The sequence below is a fragment of the Rhodoferax sp. GW821-FHT09E07 genome, from assembly GCF_059416145.1.
Genome location: NZ_JBWKOP010000005.1, coordinates 146,966 through 162,139, shown reverse-complemented (window position 1 = coordinate 162,139; position 15,174 = coordinate 146,966). Strand labels below are relative to the sequence as shown.

Below are 15,174 nucleotides of genomic sequence, written 5' to 3'. Positions count from 1 at the left end.
TTTCATACCCTTCAATCGACGATGGTCGTGCTTCCGGCTCCGGGAAAGATGGAGTACATGCGGCCGCCTCGGTTCAGGAAACCTGCGCACTTGCTTCTGATTTTCTGCTCTATGTTCGGACCGACACCCAGCAGGCAGATGCCGATGGAGGGATCACGGTCCAGTTCACTTGAAGGAACAATCGGCATCGTGGTTCCGGGAAGCAGATGCCCTATTTTCTCTGGCGCATCGTCGATGGCATACGCGATGTGTTGCGCCAGTCCAAGTGCATTGACGAACATAATGCTCTGGTGCCCCGCGCCGAAAATGGCCACTCTTTGGCCTTTCGCGGTAATGGCCTGCAGGGTACTGTGATATTTTTGCCTTGCATCATCAAAACCGGTTTTGTATCGGGCAAAAGTATCCTGACTTTCTCGGTCCGGACCGACTGATTCTGTTTGCCTGGACGACGGACTTGCAACTCGCAGCACACAGACCAGCGCATCTTCAAGTACCCCCGGGAAACGGGTGAAATGGACTATTTCGTAACCCGCCTTCTGCACGCAAGCCCGCAATGTTCGCTCTGTGAAATAACAAATGTGTTCTTCCCAGATGAAACTGTAGTCCATGCGACTCAGGAACTTACTACTGTCCGGGACTTCGACAAGGAGCGACCCGCCTGTACCCAATAACTGCCCCAAGCCTTGCAGGCAAGCGACCGGATCATGACTATGCTCCAGCAAATACCGACAGGATACGAATTGGGCAGTCCCCTGCTCGGCGGCCAGTTCGGCCAACGTATCGGGCAGCAATACGGCCTGAATACTTTCTAGGTAAGGGTACTCATCAGGTTCCCGGAGCAGACTCGAGGAGAGGTCCAGCTGCATTCGACTGAAACCGCATTTGGCCATGCGCTCCAGCAAGGGCCCATCAAAAGGCCCCACACCCATTGCCAATCGTCCCGGTGCAGCAGGAAGAATGGCATTTAGTTGCTCTACGGCTGAATCCAGATGCGCCGACGGCTCGTTATATCGAATCCACGGTAGGCGAGGGCGGACATATTTCAGAGCCGCATACTCAGACAATTGAACGAGATTACAAGCCGCGCATTCGGCAATGCTCAGTGCATGCGCCTGCGCATGCCGGGGGGCATGCATTTCAAACTGATTGCACGCGACCAGGGGGCCCAATGCCAAAGTGGATGACGCCAGCAGCAACTCACCACATAGCAGACATTGGGTCATATGAATCGGATTGCGTTAATCAGACACTTCAAGCATACGGTTCATCAGAAAGCGCACTGGTGCTTCACGGCGTTCGCATATCTACCAGGCAACGCCCGCTCATCTGCCCGGAACGCATATTGGCGATGGCATCGTTGATGCCTTCCAGCGTCACTTTTTCCGTGATAAGTTCAGAGAGTTTGATGCGCCCGGCATTGAACAGGTTGTGGTAACGGGGAATGTCCTCGTGCGGCACGGCCTCGCCGCCCTGCGAACCCGCCATGCGCTTGCCAAAGTGCAGCGGCAACGAGTAGATGTTGATGTTGTTGCCCTTGCGTGGCACGCCTACCAGCGTAACTTTACCTTGGGGCTTAGTCATTTGGTAACCCATTTCGATGAGGTCTGGCTGGCCGGTGTTGTCAATGAAATGGTCCAGGTTATTTACGCCGATGATTTTTTCAATCTCGGCTTTGGCATCTTGCGCGTTGGAGTTGATGAGGTGGGTGGCACCCAGACCTTTGGCCAGCGTGAGGCGGCTGTCAAACAGGTCTACCGCAATCACCGGATAGGCACCCACTAGGTTGGCTGCCTGCACTATGTTTAGACCGACACCACCAGCGCCAAACACCACAACCGATTGCCCTATGCGCACTTGGGCATTGTTTTCAATGACGCCAAAGCCGGTGGTCACGGCACAGCCAAACAATGCCGCGACTTCCATGTTGCTGCCCTGGGGAATGGCGGTCACGCGGTTTTCGGCCACGATGGCGTATTCATTGAAAGTGGCAATCCAGCCTGCATTGAGCTTCTGGCCTCGCCACTGGTAGTTTGGCGGCACCCCCTCAATGCCCAGACCTTTGCGCCAGTGCATGACTACGGCATCGCCGGGTTTCACGTGCTTCACACCCGGGCCGATGGCTTCCACTGCGCCTGAAGCTTCGTGGCCCAGCAGGTGGGGCAGGAACTTATCTTCGCCTTTGGCGCCGTCAATTTCACCCAGCTGCGAGCCACAGATTCCGCTGAAATGCACCTTGACCAGCACCTGGCCGACTTCCAGCGTCTGTGGCAGCTGCACTTCGTCAATCACCAGGGGTTTGCGCTGCTCGACCAGAATGGCCGCTTTCATGGTTTTGGGGATGGCCATGGGTTATTACTCGAAATAGATAAAAGAATGGTCACCGGTGTAGCCGGTTTGCTTGAACCACCAGTCCCACTCTTCAGGGGAGCAAAAGGCCTCGCAAGTTACTTGCCAGTACAACAGATTGGCTTTTTCCACCTCATTGCGATACGACTCCACGCATAGGTATTTGTTTTTCTTGCCCACGCGCTCCATTTCGCGCAAAGCCTTGTCCAGGTCGTAATTGTGCAGGTTGTGCAGGGTAGTGATGGAAAACACAAAGTCAAAATGCTTGTCCGGGAAAGGCAGACTGTTGGCATTGGCTACCTGCAGCCTGTCCTTGATCTCCGGTTTTGCGTTTTCGATGGCGTAGGGTGATACGTCAATGCCATACACCTCTACGCCGGGTACCAGTTGCGTCAGTTCATACAACTGAAAGCCTTTGCCGCAGCCAATGTCCAGAACCTTGTGACCAGGCTTAATGCCGTAGTGGTCCACCATAGCCTGGCCCACAGGAGCCCAGCGCCCGGGCATGTATTTGTAGCCGCCGTAGCAGATTCGGCGGTCACCGTCCCAGTAGTCATAACCCCACTTTTTGGCTAGTGCAGCGGCCTTGGCCTTGGGATATTCGGGCTCGTTCACACGGGCCAGGTAGTCGCGTGTGGTGCTTTTGTGGACTGCAGACAGAAAATCGATATAAGCCAAGATGCTTCCTTTAGTGCTGTAGTGATTCAAAAAGTGTTGTCGCCTTGTCCAACTGACGCTGCTTGCGCGCAATGGCGTCAGCTCCCGGGTTGGCAAAATTGCGGCGGCGTGCGGCCGCCGGCAAGAATTCATTCAGGATGATGCAGCACCACTTCACCTGCGAGATGGGCTCCAGCAGGCGCACACGAGCCGCCATGGGGTGGGCATCCTCAAACGGGGCCAGTGCTTGCGCAAGGAAAGTCTCCAACTGGGTGTGCGGAACTGCCACACCGGGGTGCGAAAAAAAGTCCCCCACGGCCTTGGCGGGGTCATCCCAGCCGGCGTATTCAAAATCGATAAAGCAGAGACTGCCGTCGGGCCGCACCAGCGCATTGTGAAAGCCGAAGTCAGAGGGTGACAGACAGCGCTGCCCCGCAGGCAATGCAATGTCCGGATTCAGCCCCAATGAAGCACAACCTTCCAGCAGGCGCGCTTTGGTGCCATGCCAGTATTTGGTGAGCCGGCTGACAAATTCTGCGGCAGCCCGGTCCACATCACTTGCCAGCGGCATGTACACAAGCTTGGCGAGGCGCGCATCCACCATCGCAAAATGCGCGGCCACGCTAAAGCAGGCTTCAGATGCGTCCGGTAATGCCATTGCAGCGGCGCGGCTCTGTGGAAAGTTCAACAGGGCCAGGAACTGTGCGGCTTGCCCCATGGCATTCTCATCCACTTGATCCGCTTTGAGTTTGTAGCCTTCCACAAATTCGTAGAGCGCCAGATGGTTGGTCAGGTCTTTGCCCAGTGGTTGAGGGATGCAGCGTAAGCCCATATTCCAAGCATGTTCTAAAAAAGCATACTCCGCGCCCAGACGGTCCCGGGTATCCGCAACATCACGAAAATACCATTTAAGGATCAGCGTTTCCTCATCGCAGTGCAGTGTGAATACCCGGTTGTTGCCGCTGGCCGAAAGAGGCTCCAGGCGGAAACCCGACCTGCCCCGCTCCACCCTAGTCAACAGGGCAGCAACCGCGGGTTCTAGGGAATCGCTCGCCATTGCGCTTCCAGGCGGCCACGAACTTCCGACCAATGCGTCGCACGTGGAAGGGTCTGCGTCTGATGGTGGTTGTCGGGGTCGAACAGAATGGCGGCGGCGACGGGAAACCCGGGGGCCAGCAATATTTCCGGCAAATCGTCCACATACACCGTACAGCCGATGGTGGCGATGTGCTGCACTTTGGATTCCTTGGTCAGCTCAAAGTACACACGCTCCGGCTCCACCAGCGGCCCTTGTGCGTCCGTCAGGTGCAGGCTAATCCAGTGGCGCGCCGCTGCGTGCAGGTCATACTGCTTGCCCAGAAATGGGTGCCGGGTCTTGTGGCTGACGATGGACACGGCAATGCCCTGTTCCCGGGCCCACACCAGGCAGTCCACCACGCCCGGATAGGCAGCGGCCTCGTCCATGCGGGCGCCATACACATAGCCCTGCATCTCAGTCCACACAGGCTCCTGCCCGATCGCGCGCAGATGGTCGCGAACGCTCACCTTGGAAACAGGCACCTTGGCGGTGATCCAGCCGCCCTCCAGCGCAACCTTGTGAAACAGGGCGTCGTAGCTGACGATGGTGTTGTCAAAGTCCAGGCCGATGTGCATGGACAAACTCAGGCCCGCAGTGCGGCCAGTGTGGTGGCGGCGATGTTGTCAGCCGTGAGGCCATATTTTTTGCGGGCATAGGCCTGGCTGCCCACTTCGTGCATGAAGACGTCGTCCGTGCCAAAGCCCAGTTGGGCCACATTGCGCGGCTGGGCCATGCGCCATTCAGCCACTGCGCTGCCAAAACCGCCGATGCGGCTGTGCTCTTCGACGGTGACCAGCAGCTTGAAGCGCGCGGCAGCCTGCTGCAGGTAGTCCGCATCCAGTGGCTTGACGGTATGAAAGCTCACCACCTCGGCAGAAATGCCGCTGGCAGCCAGCAGGTCTGCTGCCTTAAGGGTATCGGCCATCATGTTGCCGGCGCACAGGAGCGCCACATCGGTGCCCGGGCGGATGACCAGCACCTTGCCGAGCGTGAGGTCCGGGGGGGACGCATGGATGTCGGCCTCACCTTTTTTTCCGATGCGGATGTATGTGGGGCTGTCATCCTTCAGCACCTCGTGCAGCGCCTGGCGCAGTTCGGACGCATCACAAGGCGCCAGCACGCGCATTCCCGGCAGCGTGCGCAGGATGGCCATGTCTTCCAGCGAATGGTGGGTGGGGCCCAGTTCGGAGTACGACAGACCGGATCCCGTGCCCACAATCACCACAGGGGCGTGGTGGTAGCACACGTCCACGCGGATCTGCTCGAAACAGCGCGTGGTGGTGAAGGGCGTGATGGTGTACACGAACGGGCGCAAGCCCGACATGGCCATGCCGGCGGCCACGCCCATCATGTTGGCTTCGGCGATACCGCAGTTGTAGAACCGCTTTTCGTCGACAAGCTTGAGCTTGTCGAACAGCTTGTTGCCGATGTCACCAGACAACACCACCACACGCTTGTCGGTGGCGGCAACGCGTGTCATTTCTTCTGCAAATGCATTTCTCACAGCGCCACTCCCAGTTCGATCTTGGACTTGACCACTTCTTCGGCCGTGGGAATGCGGTAGTGCCAGTTGTTGTCATCTTCCATGAAGGAGGCGCCTTTGCCCTTGACGGTGTGGGCAATGATGGCCGTGGGCTTGCCATTGGCATTGGGGAACTGGGCCAGTGCGGCCAGCAGTTCGTCAAAATTGTGGCCGTCCACCTCGACCGCGTTCCAGCCGAAGGCGCGCCACTTGTCGGCCAGCGGGTCTAGCGCCATGACTTCGCGGCTGCGGCCCGTTGCCTGCCACTTGTTGAAGTCGATGATGACGCACACATTAGATGCCTTCTGGGCCGCCGCCAGCATGGCCGCCTCCCACACCGATCCTTCATTGCATTCGCCATCGCCCAGCACCGCATAGACGTTGTAGCTTTGGTCCTGTATGCGCCCGGCCAGGGCCATTCCCAGGCCCAAAGGCAGGCCATGGCCCAGCGACCCGGTGGCTGCTTCGATGCCGGCCAGGTGGTCCGGGGTAGGTGGATGCTCTGCAAATACTCCACCGTCTTCGCCATACGAGTCCAGGTCGGACAGCGGGTAGAAGCCGCGCTCGGCCAGCACATGGAACAGGCCCATGGCGCCATGGCCCTTGCTCAGGATGCAGCGGTCGCGCTCTGGTGCTTGCGGATTGCTGGTGTCGACGCGCAACACGCTGAAATACAGCGCGGTGAGGATATCCACGCACGACAGGCAAGAGCCCAGGTGCGGCGTGCCGGTCTTGGACGAGGTTTCGATGATGCGCGCGCGCAGCGTCGCGGCCAACTTGGCCAGTTGAGCGGTGTCTTTGGTAAGCATCACGGTTTGTGGATGTAGTCGTAGTGGGAAGCCTTGAGCGCTTCAAAGTTCTTGCGCACCCAGGCGATGCATTCGTCCAGACCCTGGTCCAGTGCCACATGGTCGGCCCAGCCCAGTTCATTGCGCACCTTGGTGCTGTCCAGGTGGTAGGCCGAGTCCTTACCCAGACGCTCGCCCACCACTTCCACATGGTCCTCAAAGGTTACGCCCAGCTTGGCGCAGATGCGCTCCACCAGCTCACGAATTGAGACCACCTCGCTGGTGGAGATATGGTAAGTGTCACCGTTGTGGCCCTTGTTCATGATGCGCCAGGTGGCGTCTGACACGTCTGCCATGTGGATGAACGAGCGGGTGGACACGCCGCCGCCATGCAACTGCAGCTTGCGCCCCAGCAGGATGAACAAAATGGTGCGCGGAATAATGCGGTAGAGCTGCTGCCCCGGCCCATACACATTGGCAGCGCGCGTGGTGACCACCGGGAAGTTGTAGGCCGCATGGAAGGTGCCCAGGCTCATGTCGGCAGCGGCGCGCGACACGGCATATGGCGTGCTGGGATTGAACGGAAAATTCTCGTCCACAAAACCGGAGCAGCTTCCGTACACCTCGGGCGTGGAGACGTGCACATAGCGCTCCAGGAAGTTGCATTTACGCAGCACATCGTGCAGCTTGATGGTGGACACCACATTGGTCATGAACCAATCCTGCGGGTTCTGCCAGCTCTCCCCCACCATGCTTTGGGCGGCAAAGTTCACCACATGCTTAGGCTTGACTTCATGCAGCAGTTCAGTAATGCCCTGCAGGTCCTTGTTCAAGTCCAGCATGTGGAAGGCAAAGTTGCTGTGATCGCGCCACTTGTAGGGCAGCATGGCATCAATCGGCTCGGCTGAACGGCTGGTGCCAATGACCTTCACGCCCTGCTGGAGCGCGAAGTCCACAAAGCTGGCACCGGAAAAAGAATTGCTGCCAATGACGAATACGGTTTCCATGGAGTCTCTTTGCTTATGAATTCAGGGAGCCGGGGGACGGTTTTCGTACAGCCACTGCATCAGCATGTGGCCCACCACCAGTTGCAGGTCTTCGGCGATCTGCATGTCGTTCACCGGGAAGTGAATGGCGACATCAGCCATCGCCTTGGCCTTGCCACCGGTGTATCCCAGAATGGCGTAGCTCTTGACCTTCATGGACTTGGCCTGCTCCAGCACCTTCAGGATATTGGGCGAATTGCCGCTGCCCGATAGCGTCACCAGCACATCGCCTTCGCTGGCCAGCACAGCGAGTTGCTCGCTGTAGATGTGGTCATAGCCCACATCATTGGCCAGGCAGGTCATGACGGCCGGGTTGGCAGACAGCGCCACGGCGCGGATGCCGCCACCGGTGCGCTTGGCTACGCCATAGATGTAGTCATTGGCCAGGTGAACAGCGTTGCCGGCACTGCCGCCATTGCCACAGAAAAATACCTGATGCCCGGAGGTCCAGGCCTCGTGCATGTCACGCGCCAGGTGCGACACGCCCGACCAGTCGGCACTGGCCAGCACCTGCGAGAGGCGGCTGGCATAGCCGGTGAAAAAACCTTCCAGCGGGACTTTGAGTTCCATGGGTGCTCCGTGAATGCGAAGTGAGAGCCAGCAAAGGGCCGCGATCAGGCCTGCTTGGCCAGGACGGTTTTTTCCATCCACTTGAGGTTGTAGAAGCGGTCGTCATCTTTCAAGTCGCCGGCGCGGTACTTGGCGATGATTTCCGTCACGGCGTCTTCCACGCTCTTCTTGGGCTTGAACCCGGTCGCCAGCAACTTGTCGGAATTGACGCGGTAGGAGCGCGGGTCATTGGACTCGGTCACCACAATTTCAACCGGCACATGCTTGGTTACAATTCTTGCGATGTCCAAGATGGAAATGTTTTCGAAGCCGGCGTTGTACACGCCAGTCAGTTCCGGGTGGTCAATCAGGTGGAGGTAAACGTCGGTAATGTCATCAATGTGGATGTTCGGGCGTGTCTGGGCGCCGCCAAAGACGGTGATCTTGCCCCTGGAGAGCGCCTGCATGGTTAGCATGTTGACCGAAACGTCCAGGCGCATACGGGGCGACACACCGCACACCGTGGCGGGGCGAACGATTTGCACCACCATATCATCTGAGTAGCTCAGCAGTACGCGCTCACCCACCATCTTGGTCTTGTTGTATTCGGAAATGGGCTTGAGCTCTAGGTCTTCCGTCACCTGCAACTCCTCCTTGATGCCGTACACACTGCCGGACGAGGCGTAAATGAAGCGCTTAACGCCGTTGCGGCGAGCTTTGTCTGCCAGTTGCATGGTAGCCAGTGCGCTGACCTCCCAAGTAAGCTTGGGATCTAGATCGCCACAGGGGTCGTTGGCTATGGACGAGAGATGAATGATGCCATCAACGCCATCCAGGTTGATGGCTTCTATGTCACGCACATCACCTTTTATGCACTTTAGCTTCGAATGGTGCTGCAAAAAATTCCCGAACCACATCGTGTCAAAGACAACGACTTCATATCCCCGCGCTAAAAGTTTAGGGATAAGAACGTGCCCCTTATATCCACAACCACCCGTTACCAATAGCTTCATTTTCCGAACCCTTTTTGTTGCCCAAGAAATGGGACACCATTTAGTTAACAAAACCAGAAATCTTGCCGTGTTTCAGTCTTAGCAATACAAGCGATGTAGTACCAGACGGAGCTTCACTACGCGACGCTAATGTATTCACATCAGATTTCAGAGTTTACCGCTTAAGGACGGTCTGATTAACTCGCAACAACTAGGCGTATCAAGTCGACAATTTTCAAATTGCGAGATACCACTAGCGATCTAACAAAGCTGCACCGCTTTTTTGCATTGTGGGCCGCGCCCCGAATTTCTGGCGCTTCATTCCTAAGCTAGCGTTTTGTCACGCTCCAACCACAAGTTCGACACAGCACCCGCTACGCGCAGATCGAAAAAGGAAGGAGCATCTTCTTGACAGACCAAGTAGCTTTTAGTCCAAGAGGATGCTCATACAGTGCGGCATCTTTCGTTCCCAAGCAGGGAACTTTGAATCACTGACTTTTTACACAGCTAACAAATTATGACAGTGAAATTGAGGAAGAAATTCAGAAGTGAATCCCCCGCATCATCTGCTGCATTGCAATCGCCTCCGGCGACAACTTCTGCTTCTCTCCGGGTTTCGCGCCCTTGGCGGCCGATGAGTCGGGGAACATGCGGAAGCTGGTGTTCATGGCGATCTGGGCGATGCGCGGAACCAAAGCGTGCAGCACTTGGCCTGTGATACCCAGGCGGGTAGCGATGCGTACGGGCTTGCTGATGCAGGCGTCGGCCACCATGTCAGCGGCTTGCTCAGGCGAGAGCGTGGGGACGTTGTTATAGATATTTGTCGGCGCAATCATGGGAGTGCGCACCAGCGGCATGTTGATGGTGGTGAAGCTGATGCCCTGATCCGCAAACTCGCTGGACGCACAGCGTGTCCAGGCGTCCAGTGCAGCCTTGGAGGCCACATACGCACTGAAGCGCGGCGCATTGGTTAGCACACCAATAGAGCTGATGTTGACCACATGACCCTTTTTCTTGGCCACCATGCCGGGCAACAGACCCATGGTCACGCGCAAGCAACCAAAGTAGTTCAACTGCATGGTGCGCTCGTAATCGTGGAAGCGGTCGTAGCTGGACTCAATCGCACGGCGGATGGAGCGGCCAGCGTTGTTGATCAGGAAATCTACGCCGCCGTGGTTATCGATCAAAACCTGCACAAAGCGGTCACAGTCGGCCATATCGGCAATATCGGCCGGGTAGGCAACGAAGCTGTAGCCCTTGGCTTTAGCCTCCTTGCAGGCCTCTTCCAACTTGTCGACGTCGCGGCCGCAAATGATGGTGGTAGCACCCGCTTCGGCAAACTTGTGCGCCGCCGCCAAGCCAATGCCGGACGAACCGCCTGTAACCAGAACCACTTTGCCACCCACGGTGCCGCGCAGGCTTCGGTCAATGTGCAAATCAGGATCGAGGTGACGCTCCCAGTAATCCCACAGGCGCCAAGCGTAGTCTTTAAGATTGGGACATTCCACCCCACTGCCCTTGAGCATGGCCAGCGTGTCCCGGCAATCAAAGCGTGTGGGGTAGTTCACAAAAGTGAGCATGTCTTCGGGCAGGCTCAGGTCTTTGAGAATGGCATTGCGCACGCGGCGCACCGGCGCCAACGCCATGAGGCTCTTGGTCACACTGCGGGGAATAAAGCCCAGCAGGGCCGCATTCACAAACAGATTCATCTTTGGGGCATGTGCCGCCTTGCTGAAGATGTCCAGCACATCCCCCACGCGGTAGCCCACAGGATCCACCAAGTGGTAGCACTTCTTCGCAATGCCCGCCTTGTGGCTGATAGCGTCCAGCGCGTCCACCACAAAGTCCACTGGCACGATGTTGATGCGCCCGCCTTCCAGTCCAATGGCCGGCATCCAGGGCGGCAGCAGCTGGCGCATGCGCTGGATCAGCTTGAAAAAATAGTAGGGGCCGTCGATCTTGTCCATCTCGCCGGTCTGGCTGTCCCCCACCACCATCGCGGGGCGGTACACCGACCAGGGCACCTTGCAGTCCTTGCGCACGATTTTTTCGCTCTCGTGCTTGGTCATGAAGTAGGGGTGGTCGTAGTTCTCGGCCTCTTCAAACATGTCCTCGCGGAAAACACCTTCGTACAGCCCGGCAGCGGCAATCGACGACACATGGTGAAAATGACCGGCATCAATCGCCTTGGCAAAGTCGATCGTGTTGCGTGTACCTTCGATGTTGACGGCGATCTGGCTTTCCTCATCGGCACCCAGGTCATACACCGCTGCAAGGTGGTAAAAATGGTCCACTTGGCCCTTGAGCGTCTTGACGGCATCTGCGGCCACGCCCAGTTTCTTGGAGGTCAGGTCACCGAAAACCGGCAGTGCGCGGGCAGCACTTTTGGCATCTTTCAGGCCCCAGAACTCTCGCAGATCATCGACCTTGCTTTCACTCTCTTTGCGGATCAGAAAGTGCACCACTGCGCCTTTGCGCTCCAGCAGTTTCTTGACAAGGCGCTTGCCGATAAAGCCCGTGGCTCCGGTAACAAAGTACTGCATACACACTCCAAAGAATCAAGGCATTCTGACCGACTTTGCGAGAGGGCTCATTCATCGTAAACCCGCAACAAAATCTGCGAGTTGCGATTGTGATTGCAGCCTGCGCGCACCGTTAGTAGAGTCCATCTACAAACTGACGCCAACTGGCCTTAGAGTCGGGCTTGTACCGTTCGCTCCGTTTATTGGAGCAAGCGCCCACCCGCCATCCCTTCAGGAGCCCCACATGGTCAAAAAACTGCAGAAAAAACAACCTTCCAAAGCCGCAGGCATCCACCTGTCTGGCTCTGTCAAAGACTCTGCCCAGCAAATCTGGCAAGCCGGCCTGGGCGCTTTCACCCGTGCCCAAGCTGAAGGCAGCAAGGCCTTTGAATCCCTGGTCAAGGAAGGCGTGAGCATCCAGCGCAAGACCCAGGCAGTCGCCGAAGAGAAGATTTCCGAAGCCACCGCCAAGATGTCCACCATGGCCACCGACATCTCCACCAAGGCTTCCGGCCAGTGGGACAAGCTGGAAAACATCTTTGAAGAGCGCGTGGCCAAGGCCCTGAACAAGCTGGGTGTGCCGTCTGCCAAAGACGTGAGCGCCCTGATTGCCCGCATTGACGACCTGAACAAGGCCGTGCAAAAGCTGTCCACCAAAGCCCCCACCGCGGCGAAAGCACCTGTCGCCAAAGCTGCCAAAAAGCCTGCCGCGAAGAAAGCTGCTCCCGCACCCATCAAAAAAGCGGTGAAAGCACCGGCCAAGAAATCTGCAGCTCCTGCAAAAAAGGCCGCCATCAAGCGTGACGCGCCCGCCAGCAAGGCCAGCGAACTGCCTGTGGTGGACACCCCAGCTGCGCAAGCGTAATGCGGCTTTGCCACTCCCCAAAAAGGGCGCCTCGGCGCCCTTTTTTGCGCCTACGACACCCTGCTGCAATGCAACAAAAACCGAGCATGCCGGCATCTACACTTTGAGACTATGACCGTTCGAAAAAAGACCCCTCCCAAAATTGCACTGGCGTTGGCGGGCGGGGGGCCATTGGGGGCCATTTACGAAGTCGGCGCCATGTGCGCACTGGAAGAATCATTGCACGGGCTGGACTTCAACCAGCTCGACCACTACGTGGGCGTTTCTGCTGGTGGCTTCATCGTTGCCGCCCTGGCCAACGGCATGACGCCTCGTGAAATGTGTGCTTCCTTCATCGAGAACGACGGCACGCCCTCCGAGACCTTCGACCCCTCCTGGCTCATGGAGCCCGCCTACAGCGAGTTTGTTCGCCGCGGCATCATGCTGCCGGGATTAGCCCTGCAGGCAGCGTGGCGCGTGCTCAGCGGTCGCGCATCTCTGCTGCGGGCACTGGAGGACATGGGCCCAAGCCTGCCCACCGGCATCTTCTCGAACCGGCAGGTGGACATCCAACTGGCACGCCTGTTCAGCCAGCCTGGTCGTACCAACGACTTTCGCGAACTCAAAACCAAGCTCACACTGGTCGCTACCAACCTGGACAGCGCGGAAGCCGCGCCGTTTGGCCGCCCGGGCTTTGACCACGTGCCCATCTCGCGCGCCGTGCAGGCCAGCTCGGCGCTGCCGGGCCTGTTCCCACCCGTGGAGATTGATGACCAGTACTACGTGGACGGTGCGCTGAAGAAAACCATGCATGCCTCGGTAGCGCTGGACGATGGCGTGGATTTGATGATCTGCCTAAACCCGCTGGTGCCCTTCAATGCCACGGCACCGCAGTTCGGCAAGGTCATGCAGCGCGGCATGCCGCCTGAGAAACGCAAGATCCCCCGCATTGTGGACGGCGGCCTGCCCGCCGTGCTGAGCCAGACCTTCCGCTCGATGATCCACTCGCGCATGGAGCTGGGCATGAAGCACTACGCGCACGCCTACCCCAACACCGACATCGTGTGGATAGAGCCCGACCACCGCGACCCCGAGCTCTACCTGGCCAACACCTTCAGCTACGCGCAGCGCCGCCACTTGGCCGAGCATGCCTACCAGCAGACCCGGCAGATGCTGCGCTCACGCAAAACCGGCCTCTCGGCCAAGCTGGCACGCCATGGCATCACGCTCAAGCACGATGTGCTGGAAGACCCCAAGCGCCACCTGTGCCTGCCCCAAAAGGCGCCCACCGAACTGGGCCGGGCCATCGCCAGCCTGCAAGAAATCATGAATGACTTGGGTGCCCTGGTGGCCCAGCCGACCACCCAAGCCCTGCACTGAAGGCGTTCCATGGTCAAAAAAGCCCCCCGCCGAACCGCCGAACGCATTCTGGAAGTCACGCTGGAGCTGTTCAACCGCTTTGGCGAGCCCAACGTTTCCACCACACTGATCTCGGCGGAACTCGGTATCAGCCCTGGCAACCTGTACTACCACTACCCGGCCAAGGACGAACTGATCAACTCGCTGTTTGACCGTTACGAACGCTCGCTTAACGAAGTGCTGAACGCCAGTGACAACGTGCGCGATGTGGAAGACGCTTGGTTCTTCATGCACACGCTGTTCGAACTGATCTGGCAGTACCGCTTTCTCTACCGTGACCTCAACGACCTGCTGAGCAAGAACCGCCGCCTGGAAACCCATTTCCAGAGCGTGCTGAAGAACAAGACCCGCTCCATCCGCGCTCTGCTGGAAAGCATGGCCCGCTCCGGCGCACTGCGCATGGACTCGCGCGAGATGGAACCCACGGCCACCAGTATGGTGGTGGTGCTGACCTACTGGCTGAGCTTCGAGTATGTGCGCGACCCGCGCAATGCACTGGAGCCCGCCAGCGCACAGGCGGCGCTGATGCGCGGCGCGCACCACGTGCTCAATTTGCTGGTGCCCTACCTGGAGCCCCAGCAACGCACGCATTTGCTCCACCTGGCCGGTGCCTACACCAGCCCCTGAAGGCCCCACCATGCCCGCTTGGACGCCCTTTCTCCACGCCGCCCGCTACCCGTTTGATGCCGCCACCGTGGCCGCACAGTGGAACCGCCTGCACGCGGGGAACCTGGAGCCCTTGCCGGGCGATCCGCGCGTGCTGGCGGCCTGGGTGTTGTTCCACCGCGGTGAGTTCGAAGCCGCCGCCCAGGCCGGCGAGCAGCTGGGTGCCGACGGCCTGACCGTGGCCAACAAGGCACGGCTGATCCATGCCGACTACCTGGAGCCGCGGGAGAAAGTGCGGCACGAGTTGTTTTGGGACATTGCCCAGCGCACCGCGGCGCAGGCCGCGGCCCACCCCTTGCACGCCAACGCCCACTACCTGCACGGCTATGCGCTGGGCCGCTACACCCAGGGTGTCAGCGTGGCCAAGGCGCTGGCCCAGGGCTTGGGCGGCAAGGTCAAGGCCTCGCTGGAAACCGCCATTGCGCTGCAACCGGCGCACGCCGATGCTTGCATTGCGTTGGGCACTTTCCATGCGGAAGTCATTGACAAGGTGGGGCCGTTGATTGGCAGCATGACCTACGGCGCCAAGAAGGAAACCAGCCTGGCCCTGTTTGCGCAGGGACTGGAGCGCTTGCCGCATTCGGCCATCGCACTGACCGAATACGCCAAGGCACTGGTCATGCTGGACGGCGACGCCAAGCAGGAGGAGGCCCATCGGCTGTACGAAAAAGCAGCAGCCATTACCCCGCTGGACGCCATGGGCCACCTGGGCGTGGAACTGGTCAAGGCCGAACTCACCGCCTGA

General features: G+C 58.6%; 15 protein-coding genes. 4 read left to right on the top strand and 11 right to left on the bottom strand.

Annotated features, from left to right (window positions below):
* Window positions 1–11: 11 nt before the first annotated feature.
* From AC07OE_RS11240 to AC07OE_RS11190, 11 genes are all read right to left on the bottom strand, one after another.
* Entirely contained in the window at window positions 12–1,223 is a 1,212-nt protein-coding gene (locus tag AC07OE_RS11240) for a methyltransferase domain-containing protein (RefSeq protein WP_495070650.1), read from the bottom strand.
* Between the two features lie 64 nt (window positions 1,224–1,287).
* Window positions 1,288–2,346 (bottom strand): zinc-binding dehydrogenase, encoded by a 1,059-nt coding sequence (locus AC07OE_RS11235; RefSeq protein WP_495070649.1) that lies wholly within the window; start codon window positions 2,344–2,346, stop codon window positions 1,288–1,290.
* A 6-nt stretch (window positions 2,347–2,352) separates the two neighbouring features.
* Window positions 2,353–3,024, bottom strand: a complete 672-nt coding sequence (locus AC07OE_RS11230; RefSeq protein ID WP_495070648.1) for a class I SAM-dependent methyltransferase — start codon at window positions 3,022–3,024, stop codon at window positions 2,353–2,355.
* A 10-nt stretch (window positions 3,025–3,034) separates the two neighbouring features.
* Window positions 3,035–4,093, bottom strand: coding sequence for a phosphotransferase (locus AC07OE_RS11225; RefSeq protein ID WP_495070647.1), 1,059 nt, complete (start codon window positions 4,091–4,093; stop codon window positions 3,035–3,037).
* Window positions 4,042–4,656 (bottom strand): haloacid dehalogenase-like hydrolase, encoded by a 615-nt coding sequence (locus AC07OE_RS11220; protein ID WP_495070646.1) that lies wholly within the window; start codon window positions 4,654–4,656, stop codon window positions 4,042–4,044. The genes AC07OE_RS11225 and AC07OE_RS11220 overlap by 52 nt, the downstream gene beginning before the upstream one ends.
* 8 nt (window positions 4,657–4,664) lie before the next feature.
* Complete coding sequence (locus AC07OE_RS11215) at window positions 4,665–5,561, bottom strand: transketolase family protein (RefSeq protein ID WP_495070645.1); 897 nt, start codon at window positions 5,559–5,561, stop codon at window positions 4,665–4,667.
* Window positions 5,562–5,581: 20 nt separating this feature from the next.
* Window positions 5,582–6,412 (bottom strand): transketolase, encoded by an 831-nt coding sequence (locus AC07OE_RS11210; RefSeq protein ID WP_495070644.1) that lies wholly within the window; start codon window positions 6,410–6,412, stop codon window positions 5,582–5,584.
* Window positions 6,412–7,398 (bottom strand): GDP-mannose 4,6-dehydratase, encoded by a 987-nt coding sequence (locus tag AC07OE_RS11205; RefSeq protein ID WP_495070643.1) that lies wholly within the window; start codon window positions 7,396–7,398, stop codon window positions 6,412–6,414. Before AC07OE_RS11205 ends, AC07OE_RS11210 begins: the two co-directional genes overlap by 1 nt.
* A gap of 21 nt (window positions 7,399–7,419) precedes the next feature.
* A complete protein-coding gene (locus tag AC07OE_RS11200; protein WP_495070642.1) occupies window positions 7,420–8,007 on the bottom strand; it encodes an SIS domain-containing protein in 588 nt (195 codons plus the stop codon).
* A 44-nt stretch (window positions 8,008–8,051) separates the two neighbouring features.
* Window positions 8,052–8,999, bottom strand: a complete 948-nt coding sequence (locus tag AC07OE_RS11195; RefSeq protein ID WP_495070641.1) for an NAD-dependent epimerase/dehydratase family protein — start codon at window positions 8,997–8,999, stop codon at window positions 8,052–8,054.
* A 521-nt stretch (window positions 9,000–9,520) separates the two neighbouring features.
* Window positions 9,521–11,521 (bottom strand): SDR family oxidoreductase, encoded by a 2,001-nt coding sequence (locus tag AC07OE_RS11190; RefSeq protein WP_495070640.1) that lies wholly within the window; start codon window positions 11,519–11,521, stop codon window positions 9,521–9,523.
* Between the two features lie 223 nt (window positions 11,522–11,744).
* Here AC07OE_RS11190 and AC07OE_RS11185 point away from each other — a divergent pair, with 223 nt between their 5' ends.
* From AC07OE_RS11185 to AC07OE_RS11170, 4 genes are all read left to right on the top strand, one after another.
* Window positions 11,745–12,365: a phasin family protein gene (locus AC07OE_RS11185; RefSeq protein WP_495070639.1), complete on the top strand. Its 621-nt coding sequence runs from the start codon at window positions 11,745–11,747 to the stop codon at window positions 12,363–12,365.
* A 111-nt stretch (window positions 12,366–12,476) separates the two neighbouring features.
* Entirely contained in the window at window positions 12,477–13,724 is a 1,248-nt protein-coding gene (locus AC07OE_RS11180) for a patatin-like phospholipase family protein (protein ID WP_495070638.1), read from the top strand.
* A gap of 9 nt (window positions 13,725–13,733) precedes the next feature.
* Window positions 13,734–14,390 carry a TetR/AcrR family transcriptional regulator gene (locus AC07OE_RS11175; protein ID WP_495070637.1) on the top strand — a complete coding sequence of 219 codons (657 nt, stop codon included), beginning with the start codon at window positions 13,734–13,736 and terminating at the stop codon, window positions 14,388–14,390.
* A 10-nt stretch (window positions 14,391–14,400) separates the two neighbouring features.
* A complete protein-coding gene (locus AC07OE_RS11170) occupies window positions 14,401–15,174 on the top strand; it encodes a hypothetical protein (RefSeq protein ID WP_495070636.1) in 774 nt (257 codons plus the stop codon).

Coding starts and splice junctions, on each gene's coding strand:
- AC07OE_RS11240 (WP_495070650.1), bottom strand. CDS start 1,223: ATGACCCAATGTCTGCTATGTGGTGAGTTGCTGCTGGCGTCATCCACT.
- AC07OE_RS11235 (WP_495070649.1), bottom strand. CDS start 2,346: ATGGCCATCCCCAAAACCATGAAAGCGGCCATTCTGGTCGAGCAGCGC.
- AC07OE_RS11220 (WP_495070646.1), bottom strand. CDS start 4,656: ATGCACATCGGCCTGGACTTTGACAACACCATCGTCAGCTACGACGCC.
- AC07OE_RS11215 (WP_495070645.1), bottom strand. CDS start 5,561: ATGACACGCGTTGCCGCCACCGACAAGCGTGTGGTGGTGTTGTCTGGT.
- AC07OE_RS11210 (WP_495070644.1), bottom strand. CDS start 6,412: ATGCTTACCAAAGACACCGCTCAACTGGCCAAGTTGGCCGCGACGCTG.
- AC07OE_RS11205 (WP_495070643.1), bottom strand. CDS start 7,398: ATGGAAACCGTATTCGTCATTGGCAGCAATTCTTTTTCCGGTGCCAGC.
- AC07OE_RS11200 (WP_495070642.1), bottom strand. CDS start 8,007: ATGGAACTCAAAGTCCCGCTGGAAGGTTTTTTCACCGGCTATGCCAGC.
- AC07OE_RS11195 (WP_495070641.1), bottom strand. CDS start 8,999: ATGAAGCTATTGGTAACGGGTGGTTGTGGATATAAGGGGCACGTTCTT.
- AC07OE_RS11190 (WP_495070640.1), bottom strand. CDS start 11,521: ATGCAGTACTTTGTTACCGGAGCCACGGGCTTTATCGGCAAGCGCCTT.
- AC07OE_RS11185 (WP_495070639.1), top strand. CDS start 11,745: ATGGTCAAAAAACTGCAGAAAAAACAACCTTCCAAAGCCGCAGGCATC.
- AC07OE_RS11180 (WP_495070638.1), top strand. CDS start 12,477: ATGACCGTTCGAAAAAAGACCCCTCCCAAAATTGCACTGGCGTTGGCG.
- AC07OE_RS11175 (WP_495070637.1), top strand. CDS start 13,734: ATGGTCAAAAAAGCCCCCCGCCGAACCGCCGAACGCATTCTGGAAGTC.
- AC07OE_RS11170 (WP_495070636.1), top strand. CDS start 14,401: ATGCCCGCTTGGACGCCCTTTCTCCACGCCGCCCGCTACCCGTTTGAT.